The 24,600-nt window shown below is 49.0% G+C and carries 21 protein-coding genes; 17 read left to right on the top strand and 4 right to left on the bottom strand.

The window, feature by feature from the left end; genetic code table 11:
• Positions 1-96 precede the first annotated feature (96 nt).
• A complete protein-coding gene (recN, locus tag NZM05_00575; protein ID MCS7012111.1) occupies positions 97-1,857 on the top strand; it encodes a DNA repair protein RecN in 1,761 nt (586 codons plus the stop codon).
• Positions 1,858-2,082: 225 nt separating this feature from the next.
• Entirely contained in the window at positions 2,083-2,961 is an 879-nt protein-coding gene (locus NZM05_00570) for a universal stress protein (GenBank protein MCS7012110.1), read from the top strand.
• Here NZM05_00570 and NZM05_00565 read toward each other — a convergent pair.
• From NZM05_00565 to NZM05_00555, 3 genes are all read right to left on the bottom strand, one after another.
• Positions 2,949-4,172, bottom strand: a complete 1,224-nt coding sequence (locus tag NZM05_00565) for an MFS transporter (protein MCS7012109.1) — start codon at positions 4,170-4,172, stop codon at positions 2,949-2,951. The two genes, NZM05_00570 and NZM05_00565, sit on opposite strands and share 13 nt — an antisense overlap.
• Positions 4,173-4,276: 104 nt before the next feature.
• Positions 4,277-5,140 (bottom strand): hypothetical protein, encoded by an 864-nt coding sequence (locus NZM05_00560; GenBank protein MCS7012108.1) that lies wholly within the window; start codon positions 5,138-5,140, stop codon positions 4,277-4,279.
• A gap of 80 nt (positions 5,141-5,220) precedes the next feature.
• On the bottom strand, positions 5,221-5,811 hold the full coding sequence (locus NZM05_00555) for a hypothetical protein (GenBank protein ID MCS7012107.1): 591 nt from the start codon (positions 5,809-5,811) through the stop codon (positions 5,221-5,223).
• Positions 5,812-6,020: 209 nt separating this feature from the next.
• On the opposite strand from NZM05_00555, the gene NZM05_00550 reads away from it, so the two are divergent.
• From NZM05_00550 to NZM05_00535, 4 genes are all read left to right on the top strand, one after another.
• On the top strand, positions 6,021-6,581 hold the full coding sequence (locus NZM05_00550; GenBank protein ID MCS7012106.1) for an OmpH family outer membrane protein: 561 nt from the start codon (positions 6,021-6,023) through the stop codon (positions 6,579-6,581).
• 32 nt (positions 6,582-6,613) lie between these two features.
• Positions 6,614-7,168 carry an OmpH family outer membrane protein gene (locus NZM05_00545; GenBank protein ID MCS7012105.1) on the top strand — a complete coding sequence of 185 codons (555 nt, stop codon included), beginning with the start codon at positions 6,614-6,616 and terminating at the stop codon, positions 7,166-7,168.
• An 87-nt stretch (positions 7,169-7,255) separates the two neighbouring features.
• Positions 7,256-7,822 (top strand): LPS export ABC transporter periplasmic protein LptC, encoded by a 567-nt coding sequence (gene lptC / locus NZM05_00540; protein ID MCS7012104.1) that lies wholly within the window; start codon positions 7,256-7,258, stop codon positions 7,820-7,822.
• A 2-nt stretch (positions 7,823-7,824) separates the two neighbouring features.
• Positions 7,825-8,919, top strand: a complete 1,095-nt coding sequence (locus NZM05_00535; protein ID MCS7012103.1) for a D-alanine--D-alanine ligase — start codon at positions 7,825-7,827, stop codon at positions 8,917-8,919.
• Between the two features lie 61 nt (positions 8,920-8,980).
• Here the strand turns inward: NZM05_00535 and NZM05_00530 are convergent, their stop codons facing one another.
• On the bottom strand, positions 8,981-10,627 hold the full coding sequence (locus tag NZM05_00530; GenBank protein MCS7012102.1) for an N-acetylmuramoyl-L-alanine amidase: 1,647 nt from the start codon (positions 10,625-10,627) through the stop codon (positions 8,981-8,983).
• 44 nt (positions 10,628-10,671) lie between these two features.
• Between NZM05_00530 and NZM05_00525 the strand changes: the two genes are divergently transcribed.
• The 11 genes from NZM05_00525 to NZM05_00475 all read left to right on the top strand — a co-directional run bounded on the left by NZM05_00525 (position 10,672) and on the right by NZM05_00475 (position 24,482).
• The gene (locus NZM05_00525; GenBank protein MCS7012101.1) at positions 10,672-11,244 is read left to right on the top strand and encodes a hypothetical protein; all 573 of its coding nucleotides are present in this window, start codon (positions 10,672-10,674) and stop codon (positions 11,242-11,244) included.
• Entirely contained in the window at positions 11,213-12,682 is a 1,470-nt protein-coding gene (locus tag NZM05_00520; protein MCS7012100.1) for a family 10 glycosylhydrolase, read from the top strand. The genes NZM05_00525 and NZM05_00520 overlap by 32 nt, the downstream gene beginning before the upstream one ends.
• A 184-nt stretch (positions 12,683-12,866) precedes the next feature.
• Positions 12,867-15,350, top strand: coding sequence for a PAS domain S-box protein (locus NZM05_00515; GenBank protein ID MCS7012099.1), 2,484 nt, complete (start codon positions 12,867-12,869; stop codon positions 15,348-15,350).
• 50 nt (positions 15,351-15,400) lie between these two features.
• Positions 15,401-16,987 carry a response regulator gene (locus NZM05_00510; GenBank protein MCS7012098.1) on the top strand — a complete coding sequence of 529 codons (1,587 nt, stop codon included), beginning with the start codon at positions 15,401-15,403 and terminating at the stop codon, positions 16,985-16,987.
• 121 nt (positions 16,988-17,108) lie between these two features.
• Complete coding sequence (locus NZM05_00505) at positions 17,109-17,585, top strand: (2Fe-2S)-binding protein (protein ID MCS7012097.1); 477 nt, start codon at positions 17,109-17,111, stop codon at positions 17,583-17,585.
• A complete protein-coding gene (locus tag NZM05_00500; protein ID MCS7012096.1) occupies positions 17,582-19,726 on the top strand; it encodes a xanthine dehydrogenase family protein molybdopterin-binding subunit in 2,145 nt (714 codons plus the stop codon). The genes NZM05_00505 and NZM05_00500 overlap by 4 nt, the downstream gene beginning before the upstream one ends.
• Before the next feature lie 31 nt (positions 19,727-19,757).
• Positions 19,758-21,422 (top strand): response regulator, encoded by a 1,665-nt coding sequence (locus tag NZM05_00495; protein ID MCS7012095.1) that lies wholly within the window; start codon positions 19,758-19,760, stop codon positions 21,420-21,422.
• Between the two features lie 19 nt (positions 21,423-21,441).
• Entirely contained in the window at positions 21,442-21,891 is a 450-nt protein-coding gene (locus NZM05_00490; GenBank protein ID MCS7012094.1) for a DUF2752 domain-containing protein, read from the top strand.
• 13 nt (positions 21,892-21,904) lie between these two features.
• Entirely contained in the window at positions 21,905-22,879 is a 975-nt protein-coding gene (locus tag NZM05_00485; GenBank protein MCS7012093.1) for an SPFH domain-containing protein, read from the top strand.
• A 205-nt stretch (positions 22,880-23,084) separates the two neighbouring features.
• Positions 23,085-23,825, top strand: a complete 741-nt coding sequence (locus NZM05_00480) for an ABC transporter permease (GenBank protein MCS7012092.1) — start codon at positions 23,085-23,087, stop codon at positions 23,823-23,825.
• Positions 23,826-23,843: 18 nt separating this feature from the next.
• Positions 23,844-24,482, top strand: a complete 639-nt coding sequence (locus NZM05_00475) for a DUF4412 domain-containing protein (protein MCS7012091.1) — start codon at positions 23,844-23,846, stop codon at positions 24,480-24,482.
• Positions 24,483-24,600: the final 118 nt, after the last annotated feature.

The raw sequence follows: 24,600 nt of genomic DNA, 5'->3' as shown, positions 1-24,600 counted from the left end.
TGTGGCTGCAGATTCGCCTCAGAGTTATCCGCTATGAATGCTTTATATTTGAGCCAGAGACAACGACAAACAAAATCCCCCGCATAGGTTTAGGCTATGCTGAAAACGCTTTACATCAAAAATTTTGCGCTGATTGATGAGCTAACGATTGAATTTGGCAGCGGGCTGAATATCATTACAGGTGAGACAGGAGCGGGTAAATCAATCTTGATTGGTGCGCTCAGCTTAGTCTTAGGCGACCGTGCAAGCTATGATGTGGTGCGCAAAGAGGCTGACAAAGCAATCATTGAAGCGGTGATTGATGCCTCAAACAATGAGCGTGTCAAACATCTTCTACTGGAACACCACCACGAGTATCGTGATGAAATGATTTTGCGGCGTGAGATTTCTGCCAAAGGTCAATCACGCTGCTTTATCAATGACTCACCTGCCACGCTGGCTTTACTTAAAGCTGTAGGGGAACTCTCTATTGACCTGCATGGGCAACACGAACATCAATCGCTCTTGCGCGTGGAGACGCATCAGCGCCTTTTAGATGAATACGGCGGTTTAGGGGGCTTGGTAGAAGAGTATCAAGCTGAGCTGGCAGCATATCGGGAAAGCCAAAAGAACTTAGCTGCACTGCGCCAGCAAGAAAAAGATTTGTTTGAGAAAAAATCGCTCTGGGAGTTTCAAATCCGAGAAATTGATGCCGTCTCGCCTGAGGAAAACGAAGAAGAGGAGCTGATAACTGAAATGAATGTGCTGGAGAACTCCGAAAAACTGTTTTCCGTTACCAGCCACATCCATGAGATTCTCTACAGCTCAGATGACTCAGTGCACAATCGTCTGGTGCAAGTGCGCAACCTGTTGCAAGACTTGTCACGCATTGATAAAAGCTTTTCAGATGTCGCAGCCGATGCGCGCTCAGCACAGGTTTTGGTTGATGAAATCAATAAGTTTGTGCAAAGCTACAACTCCCGCTTAGAGTTTAATGCGGAGCGTCTGGAAGAGGTGCGAGAGCGGCTATCAGCCCTGCAAGCATTGAAGAAAAAGTATGGCGCAGGCAAATCGCTGCGAGAAGTGATTGCCTATCGGCAGAGAATTGGAGCAGAGTTAAGTGTTGCAACAAATTTTTCAGAAGAAATTGCAAAGCGTGAAAAAGAGCTGGAGCAGCGCCATGCCTCTCTACTGGAAGTTGCCCTGAGACTCTCACAGAAACGACAAGAGACCGCTAAGCGACTGAGCCGAGCTATTATTGAAGAGCTGCGCAAACTCGGTATTCCCCATGCCAAGTTCGAGGTTGAGCTCAGCCGTGAGGAGCGTCAAGATGGGGACTTGCGATACGGAGACAAACGCTACGCCGCATTTGCTACAGGCATAGACCGCATAGAATTCAAGCTTTCTACCAACCTTGGTGAAGATGTAAAGCCGCTGGTGAAAGTAGCGTCTGGCGGCGAGGTATCGCGTGTTATGTTGGCACTCAAAAGTGTGCTGGCAAAGTCAGACCGACTGCCCATTTTGGTGTTTGATGAAATTGACACTGGCATTAGCGGCAAAATAGCGCAGACCGTAGGTCTAAGTATGAAAGACCTGTCACGCTACCATCAAATTATCGCCATCACGCATCTGCCGCAGATTGCAGCGCTGGCTGATATGCATTTTCAAGTGCGCAAAGAATTGGTAGGCGGTCGCACGGTCTCGCGAGTAGAACGCCTAAGCAGTGAGGCACACCAGTATGAAGTCGCACGCTTGTTATCTGGCTCAGAGGTAACTGATGCGGCACTAAGGTCTGCACAGGAGCTAATTGCAGCAAGCACAATGGTGCCTGAAAGTGTCAAGGCAAGTAGAGTGCTGGAAGAAGAGAAAACCGATTGAAAGATGAGCTGAGCACCCTGCGAATTTTAGCGTCTGCGCCGCTTCGTTCCCCGCAAAAGAGAGAAAAGTCATTTAATGCATGTCTCTCTCCTATTGAAGTGGGAGAGGAACAGTTAAACTTGCACTGGAAAACTTACGGTTTCGCTTTTCTAAAACTTTTTTCAAAATTCACAACTGCCGAAAGGCAAGCAGTTTTTTCAACATCACTTCTCTCAGGGGGTTGCTATGAAAACCATCCTCGTTCCAACCGATTTTTCCAAGCACTCTGATTGGGCGATGGAGGCGGCGGTTTCACTTGCAAAGAAGCTTAAAGCGGCGCTGCACCTAATACATGTGGTCGATATGCCGCAGTATGCGTTCAGTGCGGCGCACGAGATGTGGAATATGGAAGAGCGCCAGCGTGTGGTAGGTGAAACATATCAGAAACTCAAAGCGCTCTCGCAAGAGCCACCGCTAGCAGAATTGCCCGTCCAAATTGCAGTCGAGCAAGGCTCAGCATATCAGATGATTTGTCAATACGCTAGCGACAAATCAATTGACCTCATTGTGATGGGGTCGCATGGCATCACGGGGTTACGCAAAATTTTTATTGGCTCAGTAACAGAGCGCGTCATTCACCATGCGCCTTGCCCTGTGCTCAGTATTAAGCATGAGCATCAAGCGATGAACTTTCGCAACATTGTGTTTGCCTCAAATTTTTATCAAGAAGCTGTAGAGGCCTTCGGGGCGGTGCAGCACTTTGCTGAGCTGTTCGGAGCGAAGATTCATCTTGTCCGCATCAATACCCAAGCCCGATTTGAAAGCACGCGATTTGCAAATAAGCTCCTACGCGACTTCGTAGAGCAAGTGAAGCCTAAGAACTACACTATCAACATCTACAACGACGAGAGCGAAGAAATTGGAGTCTTGAACTTTGCCGAGGATATTGAAGCGGACCTGATTGCATTACCCACGCATGAGCGCACGCGAATCAGTGAGCTAATCAATCCCAGCATTGCAGAAAGCGTCTCAGAGCGTAGTCCTATCCCTGTGATGACAATTAAAATCCCAACGCCTGCGTTCCGCTACGAACTAAGTCGTGCAGATAGAACTTATCTGGCTTGAGCTTCAGCAGACACACGCGCCGCTTGCAAGGGCGGCGCAAGTTCAAGTGAGAACAGAGCGAGGGAAAGGAAAAGCCCGACAAGCAAAAATGAGCCACCAACTAAATACGGCGCATGAGGGTCTAAACCATAAAAAAGGCTTCCAGAAAGCGGTCCTAAGATGCGTCCGAGTGAACCAATTGACTGCGCAACGCCCAGAAGCTCCCCTTGCTCCTCTGGCTTCGCATAGAGCGAGATAAGCGAAGTGTTGACCGGCGTAACTAACCCATTCCCAATAGCAAGCAGTGTAAGTACGAAAAGACCAGCTGGGAAAAGCCAGCCTTCAGGCACAAATGGAATGAGGGTGATACCGACGCACATTGTGGCAAGCCCTGCCGTTAGAACTTTGCGTTCTCCAAAGTGGCGTGAGAGCCGACCAATTAGCCCACCCTGCACAATCACAGAAATAATGCCAACAAGCGCAAAAAGGTAGCCAATTGCCTTGTCTGTGAGTGCGTAATGCTCTCTCCAAAGCAGTGGCACAGAAATTTGCATATTGACGAAAGCAAATACGAAGCAAAAACCAATAATAAGGAGACGACTGAGTGCAGGGTGTTGGAAAGCGCTGGCCATCTTATCTATCTGCAGAAAAGTAAGGCGCATTGAGCCAGACTTTTTTTCTTTGAGCGACTCTGGTAGCAAGAAATACGCTAGAAGCAAGTCCAGGCCTGTAAGAAGTGCAGCAATGTAGCCAACTGCTTCGATACCATATGCAGATTTAACTATACCGCCAATCGGCGGCCCTAACACGAAGCCAAGTCCAAATGCAGCGCCTAAAATGCCCAGTGACTTGGAGCGATTCTCGAGAGTGGTGATATCGGCAATGTAAGCCTGTGTAACCCCTACGTTTGCTGAGCCAATGCCTGCTAATATGCGTGAGAGGAGCAAAAGCCAGACTGTGTGCGATTGCGAGAAAATAAGGTAAGAGACAGTCGAAGTCGCCACGCTGATTAGAATCACAGGGCGGCGACCGATTCTGTCGCTAATCGTGCCCCATAGAGGCGCAGAAAAGAATTGCATCAAAGAGTAGCTACCAGCAACTATGCCAATCAGCAAAGGCGAAGCGCCTAACTCACGCGCATAGTTCGGCAGAAGTGGGAGAACAATGCCAAAGCCAATAAGGTCAAGAAAAACGGTGAAAAAGAGAATGACGAACGAAGATGTGTTACTCATAGTAAAGTTCCCACGAATGTAAAACGCTGGCTGCGCAACGGGCTAGGCAAATGAAAGATACGAAAAAGGTAGGGTGAAAATGGTAGGGGCAACTTTCAGATGGCTTAGGGCTTAGAGGGAAAACGAGTCGGATTCTTGCGAGATGGTGCTTGGTGAGTAGGCGTAAGTTTTGCGCGAAGCGAATCTCTACGAACAGGAGTACGGGACACAAGAAAAGGTGAGCGCAGGTCAGATTGTTTGATGCGCACCAGCACATAGAACATTTCATCCTTGAGTGAATTCCAGCGCTCCACAACCTCAATGTTACGGAGCTGAAACTTGAGCTTGAGAGCAGTGGCGGTCTCATACAGGCGCTCACTGGGCACTGTGCTGCGGATATCAATTCGAATGGAGTATAGTTTTACAGCAGTATTGGTAAGGAGAGCAAACATTGCCTGCTCCTCGGCAGTCTTCCACGCATCATTCTTTGCACCGCGAGATGGGTAAAATCCAACGCCATAAAGGTAGCCATCCTGTATCCAGAAGCGTTTTTGTATCCAATCAGGTTCTGGCAAAGTTTTGATGTCAAGAAACTTACGTGGCACACTAAGGGTGGAATCCAGAGAAAAAAGACAAGCCATATCACGCCGCGCCACACTGGTAATGAAGCAGTCAATTTGATAGAGGCGGTCTTGAACCACTTGCAAAAGGCTATCTGGAAAGTAATAGTAGTAGTCGCTATGGATTAAAAACTGGTCGTTTTGCTCATTGGTATAGACAATGTAAGTGCCGCTGGCAATGCATTCACGATAGACGCAATACATTCTGGCTGCATCAATTTCCGCTGGGGTGCGGTTGTATGTAAAGCCAATCACAGTGTTAGGATAGCGTGATGGATAGAGAAACCACTCTGGATACACTTGCGCACGACTGACTGCAGGGAAAGCAAAGGCAAGCAAAGAAAGGAGCCAGACAAAAGGCTGTGACATTGCAGCAGTGATAGAGTGTTAAAAATTAGAAAAGGGAGGGCAGAGATTCTGCCCTCCGAGACGGCGGTGACAGACTTGGCTTACTTTTCGTATTCAGCCATTTCTTTCTCAAGTTCCTTGTATGCCTGAGAAGCGCGGAAGCGTTCGTAGAGCTTCGGATTGGTCTTGGTTTGGTCAATGATAGACTGATTGAGCATATCAGGATCCATACCATAGACGACATAGACGCGGTAGTTGCCGTCTTTCTTCTTGTAGACTTTTGGCGGAGCAAGCTTTGTAGCGCCTTGCAAAACATTCTTGCTGGATACTTTCATCACATTCGTGAAGGCTTCGTTGATTTCAGGACCGCCCGCAGAAGTGTTACCACTAATTTCTTCGGCGAACTTCTTGGTGAGGGTCTGAACCTTTGCTTCATAGCGCTCAGAAATTTTGCGCTGGCATTCCATCACGGCTTTCTGCTCAGCAAAGTCCTGACGCGGAGATTCTGAGTAAGAAACCTCAGCAATGCCACCCTTCTTATTGATGCGCTCCGCTAACTCGTAAAGCTCAGGCGCCATCTGCTTGACTTCCGTGAATTCATCTTCGGCTTGCTTAGCTGCGCCACCGCCGCCACAGCCAATTGCAGCAGTTACAAGGGAAACAGCGAGAAAGAGAGATAGAAAGGGTCTCATAACTAGTTACCTCCATTTGGTTGGTGAAGATGTATAGCTACATCTGCCTTTGAAATCATAGGCAGACAAATATAGTGTATGTGCTGTAAGGACAAAAGTTGCATATATCAAGCAGCCAAATCGCTCACATTTTGTTTATTTTGACTTGAAGAAAGCAAAATTTTTTGCTACCTTCACGGCTCAAAATTTTTAGCGGAGATAAATGAACGATGAGGTGGGCGTGGATATGTGCGGTCTTGTGGCTTGGGGTGATGATAAGTCCAGTGGCGGCACAGCAGTCGCAGAAAATTGGCTTCATTGATTCGCAAGTGATTATTGACGCCTTACCCGAAGCGCAAGACGCAAAACGGAAGCTGGAAGCGCTCTCCAACGAGTGGCAGGCAGATATCAAAAAAAAGCGAGAAAATCTGGAGAGAATGTTTCAGGAATATCGCACCCGAGAAATTCTCTATACCGAAGAAATCAAAAAGCAGAAGCAAAGTGAGCTAATTGCTGCTGAAAGAGAGATTACAGAGTATCAAAATCAAAAATTTGGCGTAAATGGGGAATACTTCCGCAAGCAGTCAGAATTGATGCGTCCAATTCAGGACCGAATTTTTGCGGCGCTAAAGGAAGTAGCCGTAGCAGAAGGATATGACTTTGTCTTTGACCGTGCGTCTGATACGCTACTGCTCTATGCCAGTGAAGAGCATAACCTAACGAAAAAAGTTTTGGAGAAACTCTCCGGTCTTTTTCGCCGCAATTCAGGCGGCTCATCGTCTAATCGCTGAATCTAAACCAAAACGGAGGAGCAAACGGAAAAATGTCATCTATCAAAGAATGCTTGCAACACATTCCCGCTGCAAAGGGCGCAGTGTTAGGGTTCGGTATTGCACTGGGCTTTATGCTAGGCGTAGCTGCATTGCCACCAGCCAGTGAAAGAGTGGGCTTTGTGGAGGTCGAAAAGGTGATTGCCGAGCTGCCAGAAGCAAAATCTATCAAGGAAAAGCTCGAAAAGGAGCAACAGCAGGCAATGAAGGAACTGGAAAAGAAGCAGAAAGACCTCAAGGACGCCTTCGATGAATATGAGCGCAAGAAAACAATGATGCGCGCCGAAGAGCAGAAGAAAAAGGAAGAAGAGCTGCAAGCGCAACTGGCACAGTATCGCCAGTTGGAACAAGCCAAAAGTGCAGCGTTGCAGCAAAAGCAAGCCGAGCTACTAAAACCAGTAGAAGAGAAAATTGCCAAAACGATTGAAAAAGTGGCTCAGCAGCAAGGCTACACACTGGTCATCAGCAAAGGTGGAATTGCAAATCCCGTGCTTTACGGCGACAAGAGCGTAAACTTGACCTACAAAGTCATAGATGCAATCAAGTAGCTGAGCTTGGTAAAAATCCAGACGGCGCAGAAAGTTCTGCGCCAATTTTTTTGCTTGTCCAGATGTTCAGAAATACTGCCGAAGTCTATGCAGCGACTGCTTGGTAGGTGGCTTTCAGTGATGCTGACCGCTGTGCTGGTTTCGTGCAGCAGCCGAACCATGCCGCCCCGTCAGAGCCTGCTGATTATCACCAAAGACTTTCCAGTGCAAGAGACTTGGGAAGCCACAGTCGTCTTCACCGATTCAGGTAGAATGAAAGCCACTATTTATGCACCGCATGTAGCGCAGTATGCCAGAGAAGGCAATACGAACACAGAAAAACGACTGGACGGCAACATCGTCGTGCACTTCTATGATGCACAAGGGCAGCATTCTTCCCAGCTGAATGCCAAGCGCGGCATCATCTATCCAAACAACGATATTGAGGTCTTCGACCAAGTTGTAATGCGCACGCGAGACTGCACCACCGTCCGAACCGAATACGCAAAGTGGACAAGCAAAGACCAAAAAATCCGCTCCGATAAGTTCGTCACGATTCAGCGACCAACAGAGACACTAAGCGGCATTGGTTTTGAGAGCGACCAGAACTTAAAGCATTACCGCATCTTCAAAGCCAATGCAGTCCTGAAAGTCAAGCAGGAAAGCGAATTGTAGGAATGTCAATACGCCTTGCACTGATTTTCGGCGGACGCTCTGCCGAACACGAAATTTCCATTATCTCGGCGCGTTCAGTTGCCAAAGCAATTGACCCGAAAAAGTATCGTCTCACTCCTATCTACATTACCAAAAGCGGTAAATGGGTTGGCAGAAGCCTCTCACAAAAAGTGTTGGAAACAGACTACGAGCAACTCATAAAAGATTTGACTGCTTTGCACAAAGTCGAGGCAGAAGTTGAGGCAGCAGCTGACAAAAGTGGCTTCAAGTTTGATTTCAGTCAGTTCGATGTAGCGTTCCCAGTGCTGCACGGCTCATTTGGCGAAGATGGCACAATTCAGGGACTTTTTGAGATGCACCAGATTCCCTTCGTAGGCTGCGGTGTGCTAGCAAGTGCCTTGACAATGGATAAAGCGTTCTCCAAGATTTGCTTCAAAGCAGCAGGACTGAATGTCGCAAAATACTTGGTTTATTGGCGAGAAGACCTTGAAGCTCGGCTTAAAGAGGTGGTGGCAGAGTCGGAGCAGAAAATTGGTTACCCGATGTTCGTCAAACCAGCTCGCTCAGGCTCTTCAGTTGGTATTTCAAAGGTGAAGAATCGAGCACAGCTACAAAAAGCACTGCAGCTTGCAGGAGAATACGATGAAAAAATTTTGGTCGAGCAGGGTATCGATGCAAGAGAGTTAGAAGTGAGTGTGTTGGGCAATCGCTCGCTGGAGGTGTCAGTAGTAGGGGAAATTGTGCCTGTCAATGAGTTTTATGATTACGAGGCAAAGTATGTGAAGTCAGGGTCTCAGCTCATTATCCCAGCCGAGTTGCCTAAGCGTGTGGCTGAAAAGGCGCGTGCGGCGGCTGCAACAGCATTTCGTGCAACAGGCTGCGAAGGAATGGCGCGCGTAGATTTTTTCTTAGAGCGCAAGACCAACCGCCTGTACATCAATGAAATCAATTCTATTCCGGGCTTTACCTCTATCAGTATGTATCCGAAGTTGTTTGAAGCCTCAGGTGTGCCCTACCCGGAGCTTATTGATAGGCTTATCACACTGGCATTTGAGCGCTACGAAGCAAAAAAGAAAAACAAAATTGCATTTCTTTGATGCAAAAAAGAGGGAATTGCTGCCGCTGGGTAGGACGTGCATTGCATGAATACTTGAGGTCTTAGCGCTCAGCATGGTAGGAATACTGGAATTTCAGAATTGCTTCGTAAATCGCTTCGGCAATCTTCTGTTGACCAGCTTCAGAGGCAAGAAATTTTTCGTTCTCAGCGTTTGTAATGTACCCTGTCTCGACCAAAATGCTGGGCATAGAGGGTGTCCAAAGTACCATGAACCCTGCCTGTTTGACCCCATTATTTTGAAGCCCACTACGCTGAGCAATGCTTTTGCTAACCAATTCTGCCAGTTTTTCTGACTGCTGCATAAAGGCGCTTTGCGCCATTGTGACCATAATCAGATTTTCTTCGGTATAGTCTTTGTAGCGGTTCTGGAAATCAGCTTCTTCGGCAATCACGGAGTTTTCGCGCTGGGCAACTTTTAGGGCAGCTTCAGTCTTGTGTAATCCAAGTAGGTAGACTTCTGTGCCTTCTGCCTTTTTGTTCAAGCTAGCATTGCAGTGCACACTGATGAAAAGCTTAGCGCCATTTTTGTTAGCAATTCGGCCACGCTCGTCAAGCTCGACAAAAACATCGCTTTTGCGCGTGTAGATGACCTTGACATCGGGCATATTTTTCTCAATGAGCTTGCCCAGCTTGAGCACAATACCGAGTGCGACCGTTTTCTCAAATGTGCCACTGGGACCGATTGCGCCGGGATCTTTGCCGCCGTGCCCTGCATCAAGACAAATCACATCCAGTTTCCACTTTTCGCGCTCCTGCTCAAGCTCACCACGAATGCGCTCGACTTTTTCATGCTCTAAAATTTCCTCGACATTCACATCGCGTAGCACAAGCAGAAGAAAGTGATTCGAGCCACGCTCTCTGGCGAACTCGCTGGACTTGATTTTGTAGCGCGCAGTGTTAAACTCGAAAGTAAGCTGCAGTGCACCTGACCGAAGGCGGATAGCTTGGATAGATTTAAGGAAGCTGGTCTTGGCAAACTTTTGTGTAAGCGCAGCAATGTTTCCTGTGGCTTTCACAAATGTAAGATAAGCAATGCCATTTGCATCAGGTGGAATGAACTCATACTGCACATGAGGTTGCGTGGAGAAAATGCGCACAACCACACCATTCGCTTTTTCATCAACACTAAGGCTAGGAATTGTGAAGCGTTCATCCAGTTCTGGCTTAGGTAGTGCAGCCGTATCGGTGTTTGTGGCAGCAGCAGTTGCAATCGGCTTTGCGGCGCTGTCGGCTTGCGTAGGTCGGAAGACAAGCGTAAGTTTCTTTGCAGTTGGGTCATAACTGGCGGCAGCGCCAAGCCACAGTGTGAGCCACTTACCAATGTGCTTGGGAGGCAAAAAGTGTTTGCCAGCCTGCAACAGCGGTGCAGCGGGTAACTGCATGGCTTCTTTGGTATCTGGATTCCGCCAGACTAACATAAAATGGTTGCTTTGCCGCAGCAGACAAGAATCGCCTCTTGGCGTGGCAACGGTAAGTGTAAAAGCAGTCTCTGAAAAGGGGTAGCGAAGTGCGTAGCACAAGTCGGCTACAGCAACCATTTCCGTGTTCTGAATGACCTCTAAAGGCACTTTGTCTATGACAGAGCGTCCGTCAGGCAGGGTCATATCCAGCGTGAGGATTGGCTGCGCAACTGCGGCGCGCCAGCACACGAGCAGCCACATCAGACCAAAGAGGGCAGGCCGTTTCATTGTCAAAAGAATTCGGTCAAGAAATTCTAATCCAAAGTATAGAGATGCTAGCCCTCATTGTGATGCTAATGTGCGTGCAAGATGAGATTTCGGAGCGCTTGCTCAGAGCGGCTCAGCACCCAAATTTAGTAACAGTTGCGGCGCTTCCAAACTCTCACCCTGAAACAGCCCGTATTAACGCCATTGCGGCGTACTTGTTTCAGCTATCCACCTTGATTCGCACCACAGGTATCTGGCAAGTGCAAAAGGCTGAAAAGACAGTGCTCTACTCAGGCATTGAAAAAGGTTGGGTCGGAGGAAGAGGACGGTTCAGCCGACCGAATGCGCTGGGTGCGGCGGCCTTTGAGGTGCTGGTTTCAAAAGATGGGGCACGTGGCAAAGTGCTGTGGTATGCTGACACACTCTTTGCGCAAGCCAGAGCCATATTTGAGTGGATAATTCGCGAGCGTGCCTCACTCTACACCTTGCGTGAGTGGCAAGCCGATACGCTAACCGTTGAGCAGCTTGAGCTCTATCGCAGTGGGGAAGGCGAGTATGAGCGACGAAGAAATCATCGGCTGACGCGCAAACTTCATTGGACGCACAATGGCAAGCTGCAATGCGATGAAATGCCGTAACCTTCTGCAGCGAGGATTGGCGTGGGTCGGGCTATGCACAGTGCTGGTGCGTCAGCTTGCGGCGCAAGATATTGCCCCAAACGTTGAGATGCCTCCAGCGGAACTGCGTGGCGTCTGGATTGCGACCGCATTTGGCATTGACTTTCCAAAAAGCACCCGCCCCGAAGAGCAGCAAAGGCAACTTGATTCAATGTTTCAAGACCTCAAAGCTCGGAGATTTAATGCAGTCTTCTTTCAAGTGCGCATTCGCGCAGATGTGGCGTTTGAGACCCCGCTGGAGCCTTACCACGAATACTTCACAGGTGTCTATGGAAAGGCACCTGCTTACGACATTGTGCAATACGCTATAGACCTTGCCCGCAAGTATGGACTGGAGTTCCATGCGTGGTTTAATACGATGATTTTGCGTGGCAAAAACACGACGAAAAAATCAGTGGGCGTGCCGTCGCTGTGGGAGCGTTACCCTGAGTGGATTGATGCACGTGCGCATGCAAATCCTGATGAACCTACAGCCTTTCTAAATCCAGCAAAGCCAGAAGTGCAGGCGCATTTGCTTCAGCTGATCTTGGACTTTGCACGCCGCTATGACATTGACGGCATTCAACTTGATGACTATTTGCGATACCCAACCGTAGACTTTCCAGATAGCGCAGAATTTGCGCGCTATAACCCACGTGGCTTATCACGAGCTGACTGGCGGCGTGAGGTGATTACACGGTTTGTGGAAATGGTCTATGATAGCCTGATGCGGCTGAAGCCCTACCTCAAGTTTGGTGTAACGCCAGTGGGCGTCTATCGCCGCTTAGATAGTGAGCCTGTGTTAGAAGGCTATGCGCTGTATCAAGATGCGCGGGAGTGGACACGCCGAAAAGTGTGCGACTATCTTGCACCGCAGCTCTACTTTCACATTGGTCGCACTACTGAAGAGGAGGCACGCCTGCGTCAGTTCAACCCTGATTTTGCTGCGCTGGTCGAAGACTGGTGCAGCAACAAGCACTTTCGTCATCTCTACATTGGCATTGGTGTCTATAAGCCGGCAGTGAAAAAAGAGTGGCACAGACAACTTTTGCTGGCGCGTCGTGCAGGTGCAGATGGCATTATTTTCTACCCATACAGCGCAACGGCAGGGATTGCGGCCTTTGAAGAATTTGCGCGTCTGCCAGCTATGCAATGGAAATGCGCAGTGAAGCCAAGTTCGCCACAGGGTATTGAAGTGAAATGGCAAGGCAGCACCATCACGCTCACTTGGCATCATCAGCCTGAGGCACGTTGGTATAACCTCTATGCCCTGCAAGGCACACGCTTGACGCTGCTGCAGCAGCACCTTTCGCGCACTACGACGACTTTCTCAGTATCATCTGGACAAAAGTTCTTCCTCACGACAATTGACCGATTCGGTAACGAAAGCGCACTCTCACCCGTCATTGAAATTCCTTGATACGGTGCTACGACACTCCTCTGCGACATTGGGGCGCTGAGCCTGAGGGTTTCACAGGTGATAGCAGCAAGTGTTGGATAAAGAGACTGAAAGCTAGAAAGGAACGGACTTGGTCTTGAAAAGAAAGGCTGCAGGCAACCGTCTTTTTGCGGAGTAAGTCTTATCTTCGCTGGTGGAGGGCGAAATGAATGGGCGAGAGCTACGCATACTGGTCGTCAATACCTCAGCAGAAGAGACGCATAGTCTTGCACAAGTCTGGCAAGCAGCAGGGTTGCCAGTTCGTGCAAGGGAAGTGCGCACGCGTGAAGCTCTGCTGCGTGCCTTGCAAGAAGAACGACCCGATGTAGTGCTGAACTGGTGTCTTTTCCCTGAGTTGGACGGTGTATCAGCTTTGCAACTGGTTCATCAGGTCGCAGAAGATATACCATTTGTGATAGTCGGCGAGAGACGAGGGCAGGCAGCACAGTTGTGTTTAGATGCGGGAGCAACCGCTTTCTTTGAAAAAGGTGAGGCGCAGAAAGTAGCAGAATTTATGCGTTCGCTATGTAGCGGGCTGCAGGCGACTCAGTCAAGCGAAGTTGTGGCAAAGCGTAAGGTGGCGTTGCTCATAGAGCCGTTGTCGCTGCGTCTGCGAATTGAAAAAATGTTGCAGAAGCGTCGTGACATGGTACTCCTGCCGCTATTGCGAGGAATGTCTAATGCACCGGCCACACCTGATCTGCTAATTGTAGCATTAAATGAGCTAACCCCCTTTTCCAGCGTAATGGTTTCAGACTTGCCACTCTTTTTACTTGCTAGTGAAAACACGGAAACCCAAGCAATTGAATATCTACGGCAAGGTGCATTAGGATATGCACTGATAGAGAATTTGACAGAAAAACGCTTAGATGCAGCACTCTATCAAGCCTTCAGGTGGCTGGATTTGGAGCAGCGGTATGTACAAGAACATCAAAACATCAAGAAGTTGAACGACGCCTTAGATGTGCTGGAGCAGAAGTGCAAGAAACTGGAAACAAGATGCTCAGAAATGGAGCTGGTGCTTAGCAATGAAATCGAGCGGGCTGAGGGGCTAAGACGAGAATTGGCAGAGCAAAACGAATTGTTTGTGGCGCTTGCCAAAGAAAACGAGGAGCGCCAGTTCTGGATTGAGGCTTTGGCGCAGCGAGAGCAACGCTTCCGAAAAATGATTGAGCACTCCAGCGATATGATAATGCTGCTTGACAGTCAGGCGCACATTCTCTATGAGTCATCAGTGGCTGAGCGGGCTTTGGGTTACAGCAGCGAGGAATTGCTGGGGCATTCGCTTTTTGAGCTGGTGCATACCAGTGACAGGGAAGCAATGCAAGCGGAGTTTCTGCAGAGCATTCACAAGACTGGAGACATGCCGCCCATGCGGCTACGAATGCAGCACAAAAGCGGCGAGTGGCGGTATATCGAATTGGTCGCAAATAATCTTTTGCACGACAATGCGATTTGCGCCATCATCGTCAATTTGCGAGACATCACAGAGCGGGTGCAGGTAGAAAAAGAACTGCAGCGCGCTAAGGAAGACTTTGAAGCACGTGTTATTGAGCGCACACGCGACCTAATTGAGCTAAGCCGAAAACTGCAGGAAGAAATTGCGGCACGAAAGCGTGTGGAACAGACGCTGCAGCAAAGCGAAGACTATTTCTGGACAATTTTCCACCTCAGCCCAGCGGCGATCCTGCTCTGCAGTGCTGAAGACGGCAAAATCCTCAATGCGAATACTGCTTTCGAGAACTTATCAGGAATTTCTTATGAAGATGCGATTGGACGCACCATTGAGCAAGTCGGCTTGCAACTGTCTAAAAAAGAGCTAAGCGAAGCACTTGCGCACAAGACCAACTCAAATGCTCTGACTGGCATGGAGACCGAACTAATTTCGCAAACTGGTGAAGTGCGCAGCGTTTTGGCAGCAGCCCAAGCAATTGAGTTAGGCGTGCAGAGCTGCTGGCTCATCATCTTGCAAGATGTAACAGAGCATAAACGTGCTGAACTGTCGCTAGCAAAATCACTGGCAGAAAAGGAAATTTTGCTCAAAGAAATTCACCACCGCGTCAAAAACAATTTGCAGGTGGTCTCCAGCTTGCTATACCTGCAATCGCTAAAATTAACTGATGAGCGAGCAAGGGAGATTTTTCGTGAGAGCCAGAACCGCATCAAATCTATGGCACTTATTCACGAGCAACTCTACCAGACCAAAGACTTTGCGGAGATTAACTTTGCAGAGTATCTCCACAGCTTAGTGGGAATGCTATCAGACTCTTACACAGTGTCTTCATCTCTTATTGAGGTCAAAACCAGTTCAGAGAATCTCTCGGTCAGTATCCACGCAGCCGTGCCAGCAGGGCTAATTGTGAGCGAGTTGGTGACCAATAGTCTCAAGTATGCGTTTCCAGATGGCGTAGCGCCCAGTGGCGGAGAGAAAAAGATTACTATCTTCGCTGCCAAAAATGCAGAGAAAGAGGTGTGTTTGGAGGTGCGTGATAATGGCATAGGCTTTCCAGTTGCAAACCCGATTGAGTCGCCTAAAACCTTAGGGCTGCGGCTAGTTAAAATGCTGACGGAGCAACTGCACGGCACAGTTGAGGCGCGCACTGAAAATGGCGCGGTTTTCCGTATTTCCTTCAGGGACGACAGCCCGTAGTGCGGCACCCCCGACAAGCTGTATGAAACACTAAACTTTGCGCAAATTCAATGACCCAGTCCGCGTCAAGCATAACGCCAGCTAAGAAGAAAGTGCTTATTGTGGAAGATGAGGCGATTGTCGCAATGCATCTCTCTGAGCTGTTGGCGTCGCGTGGCTACGATGTAGCGGGTATTGCGGCCAGCGCAGAAGCGGCACTGGAAAAATACGCCCAGAGCAAGCCCGATGTGGTGCTGATGGACATTACCATCAAGGGTAAAATGGATGGGGTGATGGTCGCAGAAAAAATTTTAGCTGAAAAAACAGCGCCTGTGGTGTTTCTGACTGCGCATGCGGACGATGACACGCTCCGACGCGTGCAGGCGGTCTCCCCATATGGGTTTATCCTCAAACCATTCAAAGATGCAGAGCTCTGTGCGGCGCTGGAAATTGCAATGATGCGTTTCCAGAGCGAGGTGCAAGTATATCGCAAACGGGATTTGTTAGAAGATACTTTGATGAGCATTCCAGAAGGGTTGGTGGCTGTCGACAAGCAAGCCTGCGTTCAAATTATGAACGATGAAGCGGAGCGGCTGACAGGTTGGAAACGAAGCGATGCCTTCTATCGCCCAGTAGATGAAGTGATGAAGTTGGTCGAGGAGCGGTCGCACCAGCGTATTGAGCCGCCCCTGATTACAGCGCTTCGAGAAAAGCGAACGGTGCAAGTGCCACCTAAAACGCGCCTAGTTAGTCGCAATGGGGCTGAAACCCCTATCGTCGATAGTGCCGCACCGATTTATAGCAGAGAAGGAGAAGTGGTCGGCGCCGTGATGGTCTTCTATGACCTAACACTGAAAGGGGCACGCCAAATTGAGGCAGAATATGTGTTGCAGAAACTCATACAGGAACAGCGGGAAGATGCGCTCAGGAAAATTGCCAGCGGAATGGCGCATAACTATAACAACATTCTGGCTGCAATTTTAGGCAACCTCAGTCTCTTGCAGATGGAAATTGAAAAATCCTCGCAGAGCAACGTGCAAACTCGGCTGCGCCGCATTGAGGAAAGTGCAATGCGTGCAGCGATGCTCACAAGCCAGCTTGTAGGCTACACAGGTCAAGGGCGATTACATATTGAGCCGGTGAACCTGAACGCACTAGCCAAAGAGGTCTTGGACGAGATGAGCGAAACAGTGCAGAGCGATCGAGTCGTGATAGAATGTGCCTTCTCAGCGAACTTGCCTGCAGTGCAAGGCGATAGAGTGCAGCTCAAGCAAGTAATTCTAAATCTCTTTCTGAATGCTCTGGAAGCAATTGAAGAAAAAGCTACCAAACAAAGCGGTTTTCGTGGTAAAATTCAACTCTCTACTTTCTCGAGCCGACTAAGCGAAAAAGAAGCGCACAGCTTCGTATTGCCAGACAATAATCCTTTTGTGTGCTTAGCAATCAGCGATAATGGCATTGGAATTGCAGCAGAACATCAAAGCAAAATTTTTGAACCCTTTTTCAGCACAAAAGAAATGCCCCGTGCAGGCTTAGGGCTGTCTATGGCACAGGGCGTCGTAAAAAGCCATCGTGGGGTAATCATCTGCAACTCTATTCCAAAAGAAGGCACAACCTTCTCTGTCTGGCTGCCTGCATACTTGGCGCAAACGGTGTAAGCACACTGTAGCAAGGAAGCGAAGAACAGAACATGCGGCGCATAGCCGATTTGCGCCTTACCTAAACTTGTTTATCTTCCTGTTACTACACTTTATCTCGCTCATTGATTCAGGCTGCACAATGAAATCATTTACGCTAACAGTTAATCGTCAATCTTATACTTTGAAATTGGACCCAGATATGCCGCTGCTCTGGGTGCTGCGTGATGTATTAGGGCTAACAGGCACAAAATACGGCTGCGGCAAAGGTTACTGTGGGGCATGCACCGTGCTAATTGAGGGAGAGGCAGCAAAGTCCTGCTCACGCCCTGTTGAAATGGTCGCAGGCAAACGCATTACCACGATTGAAGGACTGGCTGAATCAGGGCTGACAGCATTGCAGCAGGCATGGATTGAAGAAGATGTGGCACAGTGCGGATACTGCCAGCCCGGGCAAATTATGACCGCAGCAGGGCTGCTAAATGAAAAACCAATTCCCACCGACCAAGATATTGACGAGGCAATGAGTGGCGTGCTCTGCCGCTGCGGCACATATCAACGCATTCGCGCAGCCATTCATCGAGCCGCACGGCTGCACCAGAAAGGAGGACTGAAATGAATGCCAAAGAGCTGAACCCGACCGGCGTCTCAAGACGCACAGTGCTAAAAGTGCTGTCCGCAGCTGGAGCGGGTCTGGTGTTGGGCTTTCATCTCTTGCCAGATGACAAACACCAGATTTTTGCGGAGACATCTGACCAGAGCAGCTTCGAGCCAAATGCGTGGCTTCGAATTGAGCAAGATGGAACGATTACTGTAACGATTGGCAAAGTGGAGATGGGGCAGGGTGTGCATACGGCGCTACCGATGATTGTGGCAGAAGAGTTAGATGCGGACTGGACAAAGGTGCGTGTGCAGCAGGCTGATGCCCACGAGAAATACGGGCGAATGGGCACAGGAGGCAGTGCGAGCGTGCGCACAAATTGGGAAACACTTCGCAAAGCAGGTGCAGCGGCACGAGAAATGCTCCTTGCTGCTGCAGCCAAAGCAATGAAAGTGCCTGAGCGTGAGTGTCGCACAGAGCAGGGATTCGTACTTCACACCAGCGGCAAAAAAATGAGCTATGGTGAATTAGTGCCGATAGCCGCTACCCTTGCGCCACCACAGAATCCAACGCTGAAATCTCCTACCGACTTTAAGCTGATTGGAAAACCCACTCGTCGCTTAGACCACCAAGAAAAGATAACGGGTAAAGCCATTTTCGGCATTGATGTGAAAGTGCCAAATATGTTGGTGGCGGTCGTGGTGCGCCCACCTGTTTTTGGTAGCAAAGTCAAAAGCGTTGATGACAAGTTGGCGCGTCAGGCGGCTGGCGTAAAGCACATTGTGCAAATTTCGTCCGGTGTGGCGGTGGTGGCAGATGGGTATTGGAATGCGATGCAGGCAAGAGAAAAGCTCAAAATCAAGTGGGAAGAGTCTAGCTTTGCAAAGCAAAGCAGCGAGACCATTCGCAAAGAGCGAGAGCAGTTAGCAAAGACGGCAGGGGCAGTGGCAAAATCAGTGGGTGATGCAAAAGCCATTCTTGAGCGCGCCACAAAACGGCTGGTAAATGTCGTCTATGAAGTTCCCTATCTGGCACATACGCCGATGGAGCCACCCGCTGCTGTTGCCAGCGTTGAAAGCCACCGGTGCGAAATTTGGGCATCCACGCAAGTGCCAGACCGCGTGCAGAGTTTGGCAGCGGAACTGACAGGGTTACCGAAAGAGAAAATTATCGTGCATACCACTTTTCTGGGTGGCGGATTCGGACGCAAGCTCTACCCAGACTATGTGGCTGATGCGATCGAGATTTCAAATGCTATTAAGGCGCCAGTAAAGGTCATTTGGTCACGAGAAGACGATATTCAGCATGATTTATACCGCCCTTCAACCTATAATGTGCTCAGTGCAGCACTTGATGACAAGGGCGAGATTTTAGCTTGGACGCACAAGATTGTTGGCGATGCACTCAACGCAACTCACCCAAAGGATAAAGTGGAAAGTGCGGCAGTAGAGGGGGCGCAAAATCTACCTTATCGCATTCCAAACTTGCATGTAGAGTGGGTGATGCATAATCCGGGCGTGCCAACAGGAGCATGGCGCTCAGTGGGAAGTTCGCAAAATGCCTTTATTACCGAATGCTTTATTGATGAACTGGCTTACTTGGCCGGCAAAGACCCATTGGAGTTTCGCCATAGCTTGCTTGAAAATCGCCGTCTTAAACGTGCCTTAGAGCTGGTAGCAGAAAAGTCAGGCTGGGGAAAACCTTTGCCTGAAGGGGTCTTTCGTGGGATTGCATGCCACGAGTCGTTCCGAAGTGCCGTAGCAGAGGTGGCAGAAGTGTCTGTTGATAGGAAAACAGGGCACGTGAAAGTTCACCGTGTAGTCGTGGCAATTGATTGTGGATTAGTGGTGAACCCACTCTCGGCTGCAGCACAAATGGAAGGCGGTGTGATTGATGGACTTTCTTGCGTCTTCAAGCGTGCCATCACGATTAAGAATGGGCGCGTGGAGCAAGCTAATTTCAACGATTACGATTCAATGCGTATCGATGAAGCCCCAAAGGTCGAAGTGCACTTTGTGCCGAGCACTGAAGCGCCAACTGGCACAGGAGAACCGGGCTTGCCACCCGCGATTCCCGCTGTCTGTAACGCAATTTTTGCCGCCACAGGTAAGCGCATTCGCAAACTACCTATCGCGCCAAGTGAATTAAGAGCGCCGTAAAAACTTTAAGCCGCTGCAGAGACTGAGCACAATGACGCATAGCGAGCTTCAGATATTGATGCTAACAGGCCTTGTTGTGTTCCTCATTTTAGTGGGGGCGCTAGGCTACCTACTGCTTCAGTCCAGTGAGAAAAAAACGCAGCTACTCGAGCAAACGCTGCAGACACTTTCAAAAAGTGAAGCAAGCTACAAGTCAATCATCCTCGGTCTGAATCTCCCTTTATTTGTGCATACCGAAGCAGACATTCAGTTTTGCAATCCAGCAGGCGCTGCCCTGTTGGGCAAGGCAGAGGCGTCTCAGGTGATTGGCAAGCCACTCTGTGCATTTGTGCACGAGTGTGAGCAAGATATGGTCAGGCAGTTTATTCAAGCTTGTTATGCACCCGTAGATAGCCCTGCACCAGCTTCAATTGTGGTGCGGTTGCGCCAATCGGAAGGAGGGTACGCTCAAGTAGAGCTTTCAGGCAGATGCATAGACTATGGTGGTCAGCGCGCTATCGCTATTGTAGGGAAAGCGCGGGAGCAAAACACTCCCAGCAACCAGATAGCAGAAGCCTGTAACACCATACCTGTGCTGGCAAGCGCCGTCGCTTACAATTTCAACATGGTGTTTGATACACTGGAAAATGCGTTTTCAGCCCTGCAAGTGAATAGGCGCGTAGATGCACTGGAAGCGGAGTGTCAAGCGTTTGAGCAAGCGATTGCACACGGGCGCAAGCTAACGCAGTCTATTTTGGACTTTACGCGTCCAATGCAAATGCAGCTATCGTCTGTATCGCTGTGGTCAGCAGTGGAAGAAGCGCGTCAGCTCCTCACATCAAGTCTGGCAAATTATCTCTCGTTTAAACTTACGCTCGATGCCGAGTCGGAAAAAGTTTATGCAGACGCAAGGCTAATATGTCAGCTAATTCTCAATCTTGTTGCCCTCATCAAAAGTGTGCTGCCTGCTTGCAGTAAGATTACGATTGAGGTGGCAGAGCCATCTATGGATTTGCTGCGTGAGCTATTGCCAAAGCCAGAAGGACAGCGTTATAGCCTATTGCGCATCAGTAGTGCTGCGGAGTGGCTTAGTGTGCCTATCCAGCCCCTAAAAATCTTGGAGTTTGCTGCACAAGAAGAGGTAAGCATCAAATTACTGCTGGCATATCACATTGTGGCGCTGCATCACGGTGCAATTGGAATCCAAAGAGAAGCAGAGTCTCATTTAGCCTTCGCAGTATTGCTGCCGCAAGCCAGAGACAAGAGGGCGGGAGCAAGTCGAGCACATGAGGCAGCGGTTGCAAATCGACCAGCTTCTCTGCAAACACCATCGCGTCAGGCACTATCTTGTAGCAAAAAGATTTTGGTAGTCGATGATGAAGCACATTTGTGCGAGGTGTTAAGTCGTGCCCTGAATGCCGCAGGTTATCAGACCTTAACAGCGCAAAGCAGCAAAGAGGCGCTGCAGCTCTTGGAATCGATAAACTATGATGTCAGTTTGTGCATCTTCGACCTGAGCCTGCCAGAAATCAGCGGCGAAGAACTCTTTTGCTTGGTGCACCGTGTTGCACCTAATGTGCCGATTTTGATTACTTCTGGAACTGTTGAGCCAACACGGCAAAGCCAAATGTTAGAAAAAGGCGTGGCAAGCTTTTTACTGAAACCATTTAATCTGAAAACGCTGCTCAGTACTGTGCAAGCAACGCTATCAGACTGAAGGGGCACGACCAGAAAATATGCGAGCTCAATTAGCTGAAAGCACGCTATCATCACCCAGCACCCTCTACGAGGGGGTTCGTGTGGTAAACTGGGTCTTGCTGCTGCTGTGCGTGTATGGACTATGTTTCCCGCTGCTTTCGCCTCAGCTTGCAAAAGTGTTCCCAGCCCTCTCGACCTGCTGGTATCAGGCGCGAACAGGGAAGCCGTGTCCTTTCTGTGGCATCACACGCGACTGGCAGCAGCTCACCGCTGGTAACTTCATGCGCGCTAAGCGGCTTAATGCAATGAGCTTACCTCTTTTTCTGCTCTGCATTGTGGAAATAGTGTGGCGCACTGCCCTGCTTGCAGGCTTAATGAGAACGCTCTGCCTGAAGCGCTGGATAACGCTCGACCTACTGGTGCATGCTGCCCTTTTGGCTTGGACTGGTTTTTCTTTACTTTGCAATGTTTTCTTAACACCAAACTGAGGAAATAGTAGCTATGACAGTTGGTATCGTTCTCCTCGTTCTTCTGGCACTGCTTCTGTTACAATGCTTTGTGACGGTCAAGCAAGGCACGGTAGCGGTTGTAACACAGTTTGGTCAGTATAAGCGCGTGATGCGCCCCGGCTTGAACTTCAAGTTGCCGATTCTCGAGAAAGTTGAAATGCGCATCTCCGTTCAAAATCGCTCAGCAGAGCTGGAATTTCAAGCGATTACGGAAGATCAAGCAAATGTGAATTTCAAATCGCTCTTGGTCTACTCAGTACTCAACCAAGAAGAGGAAACAATTAAAAACGTGGCATTCAAGTTTATCAATGAGCAAAACTTTATGCAAGCTTTGGTACGCACCGTAGAAGGCACAGTGCGAGGCTTTGTGGCAAAAAAACGACAGGCAGAAATTTTGGGCTTGCGTTCTGAAATTGTGCAATATGTCAAAGAACAGGTCGACCAAACACTGGAATCGTGGGGCTACCACTTGATTGACTTGCAAATCAATGACATCACCTTCGATGAGGCAATTATGCGCTCAATGTCGCAAGTGGTAGCATCTAAAAATCTTAAGGCTGCAGCGGAGAACGAAGGTCAGGCGCTACTTATCACCAAAACAAAGCAAGCCGAAGCAGAAGGCAATGCAATTAAAATTGCAGCAGAGGCGGAACGGCAAGCCGCACAGCTACGCGGTCAAGGCATTGCGCTCTTCCGAGAAGAAGTGGCACGCGGTATGAAAAATGCCGCCAAAGAAATGGAAGCGGCAAACCTTGATGCATCATTTATTCTCTTCTCAATGTGGACAGAAGCCATCAAAAACTTTGCTGAAAATGGTAAGGGAAATGTCATCTTCCTCGATGGCTCAGTAGAAGGTATGACACGCACCTTGCAGCAATTGATGGCGCTAAGCGGCAATTTGCACGCAGATGGCAGCAGTCAGCCAACGGTCTTTATGCCCTCTGTGCAAACGAAACCGAAGGCATAAGAGCATTAACAAAATCATTGAGCGATGAAAAAAAACATCGCTGTGATGGCTTGTGGCATCAGTCGCGCTGCGAGCCACTGTATGGCAAAGGTGTGTTAAGAAAACAGTGCAAGCTCTAATAGTTGAAAAGAAAAGAAACCAAACTGCCTAAGTTATCGCAGAGAGCGATAGTCTATAGCCAGATTCGTAGAGCAGCGGTGTCCGTATGGTGGTAAACTTTTTTACGGAGATTGGCGAGCTTGCAATTTTATTTGGCGGCGTACTCAAATCCCTACCGCGCCTTTGGAAAGACCGCCAGCTACTTATTACGCAGATGGCACATATCGGTGTCGATTCGCTGCCACTGGTGGTGTTGGTCTCTATTTTCACCGGTGCAATTGCTGCTTGGCAAGCCGCATACCAGATGAAAGGTCTTGCGCCAATGAGTCTGGTAGGCGGTATCACGTCGCGAGTGATTATTATTGAACTGGGCCCTGTGCTAACGGGTATCATTATTGCGGGTCGGGTCGGTGCATCGATCGCAGCGGAGATAGGAACCATGAAGGTAACAGAACAAATTGATGCGCTGGAAACAATGGCGATTAACCCTGTAAGGTACCTTGCGATGCCGCGAATTTTGGCAACCACGCTAATGATGCCAATTCTGGTCATCTTTGCTAACCTTGTGGCCATTGCAGGCGCGTTTGTAGTCTCCTCATCATTTCTGGGACTAACCGCATCGGGCTTTTTCGATTCGCTCAAAAATTTTTTCTACCTCGAAGACGTCTCAGGGGCATTGCTCAAAGCAGCGATTTTCGGCTTGATGACCTCTGCTATCGGCTGCCACATTGGCTTTCGCACCGATGGGGGGGCTGAGGGCGTGGGTATGGCAACCATTCGCAGTTTCGTCGTCTCCTCTGCAACCATTCTCATCGGTGATTATTTTCTTTGGCTCTTTCTCTTTTAGCGCTATAACCGTGTGCAAATGATATACATTATTTTCTTCGCACTGCTGACCTTTGCACCAAAACCTTTTGAAGGCGCGATTCTTTTTTCGGTGGCCTCGCCTGAGGTAAAAGATGGTCATCTGGTCATAATGCTCTCACGATATGGTGCCAAAGCCATCTTTGATGGCAAAAATCAAGCCTTCGAATTTCTTATTCCTAAGCAAGACAGTGCCGCTTACAAGCTCAACACTTACGGCAAGACCTACAACATTGTAGGACTGGCTGAGTCAAGAAGGCTAAGTGAGACGCTGGGTCGGTTTGAAAACTATACCTTAGACAAGCACGGCGAGGAAACGCTACTCGGCTATCGCTGCCAACACTTTACACTCAAAACCAAACTGCGCACCATAGAGTTATGGACAACCCCTGAAATTTTAGACAGTGATGAGCTAACAAAACTGGCAAGTGCAGTAACGCTGCTTGGCTTAAGTCCAAGAATGATTGACGAGATGAAAAAGGCAGGGGTGGCAGGCTTTCCGCTTAAAGTGCGAGCTGAGGAGCAAGGCAAGGTGCTTTTGCTAGTCGCCAAAAGAGTAACCAAGAGAACTTTTTCGCCCACTGCGTTCAAAATCCCAAAGGGATACCGACCGATAGATGAAGACACGACAGTGCGATAATGGTAGAAAAATTGCACAACAAGATGTGTGCATTTGTTTGATGGCTCTCTTGGCAGAAGAAAGATGTGAGGAACATGTCGCAAAGTCGCTGCGCGTTTATGCATGTATCTGTGCAACC

This window comes from Chloroherpetonaceae bacterium (assembly GCA_025056565.1).
GTDB lineage: Bacteria > Bacteroidota > Chlorobiia > Chlorobiales > Thermochlorobacteraceae > Thermochlorobacter.
This window is presented reverse-complemented; position numbering and strand designations above follow the sequence as displayed.

Coding starts and splice junctions, on each gene's coding strand:
- NZM05_00525 (MCS7012101.1), top strand. CDS start 10,672: ATGCTAGCCCTCATTGTGATGCTAATGTGCGTGCAAGATGAGATTTCG.
- NZM05_00550 (MCS7012106.1), top strand. CDS start 6,021: ATGAGGTGGGCGTGGATATGTGCGGTCTTGTGGCTTGGGGTGATGATA.
- NZM05_00555 (MCS7012107.1), bottom strand. CDS start 5,811: ATGAGACCCTTTCTATCTCTCTTTCTCGCTGTTTCCCTTGTAACTGCT.
- NZM05_00530 (MCS7012102.1), bottom strand. CDS start 10,627: ATGAAACGGCCTGCCCTCTTTGGTCTGATGTGGCTGCTCGTGTGCTGG.
- NZM05_00515 (MCS7012099.1), top strand. CDS start 12,867: ATGAATGGGCGAGAGCTACGCATACTGGTCGTCAATACCTCAGCAGAA.
- NZM05_00475 (MCS7012091.1), top strand. CDS start 23,844: ATGATATACATTATTTTCTTCGCACTGCTGACCTTTGCACCAAAACCT.
- recN (MCS7012111.1), top strand. CDS start 97: ATGCTGAAAACGCTTTACATCAAAAATTTTGCGCTGATTGATGAGCTA.
- NZM05_00535 (MCS7012103.1), top strand. CDS start 7,825: ATGTCAATACGCCTTGCACTGATTTTCGGCGGACGCTCTGCCGAACAC.
- NZM05_00545 (MCS7012105.1), top strand. CDS start 6,614: ATGTCATCTATCAAAGAATGCTTGCAACACATTCCCGCTGCAAAGGGC.
- NZM05_00495 (MCS7012095.1), top strand. CDS start 19,758: ATGACGCATAGCGAGCTTCAGATATTGATGCTAACAGGCCTTGTTGTG.
- NZM05_00485 (MCS7012093.1), top strand. CDS start 21,905: ATGACAGTTGGTATCGTTCTCCTCGTTCTTCTGGCACTGCTTCTGTTA.
- NZM05_00500 (MCS7012096.1), top strand. CDS start 17,582: ATGAATGCCAAAGAGCTGAACCCGACCGGCGTCTCAAGACGCACAGTG.
- NZM05_00560 (MCS7012108.1), bottom strand. CDS start 5,140: ATGTCACAGCCTTTTGTCTGGCTCCTTTCTTTGCTTGCCTTTGCTTTC.
- NZM05_00520 (MCS7012100.1), top strand. CDS start 11,213: ATGGCAAGCTGCAATGCGATGAAATGCCGTAACCTTCTGCAGCGAGGA.
- lptC (MCS7012104.1), top strand. CDS start 7,256: ATGCAGCGACTGCTTGGTAGGTGGCTTTCAGTGATGCTGACCGCTGTG.
- NZM05_00480 (MCS7012092.1), top strand. CDS start 23,085: ATGGTGGTAAACTTTTTTACGGAGATTGGCGAGCTTGCAATTTTATTT.
- NZM05_00505 (MCS7012097.1), top strand. CDS start 17,109: ATGAAATCATTTACGCTAACAGTTAATCGTCAATCTTATACTTTGAAA.
- NZM05_00565 (MCS7012109.1), bottom strand. CDS start 4,172: ATGAGTAACACATCTTCGTTCGTCATTCTCTTTTTCACCGTTTTTCTT.
- NZM05_00510 (MCS7012098.1), top strand. CDS start 15,401: ATGACCCAGTCCGCGTCAAGCATAACGCCAGCTAAGAAGAAAGTGCTT.
- NZM05_00490 (MCS7012094.1), top strand. CDS start 21,442: ATGCGAGCTCAATTAGCTGAAAGCACGCTATCATCACCCAGCACCCTC.
- NZM05_00570 (MCS7012110.1), top strand. CDS start 2,083: ATGAAAACCATCCTCGTTCCAACCGATTTTTCCAAGCACTCTGATTGG.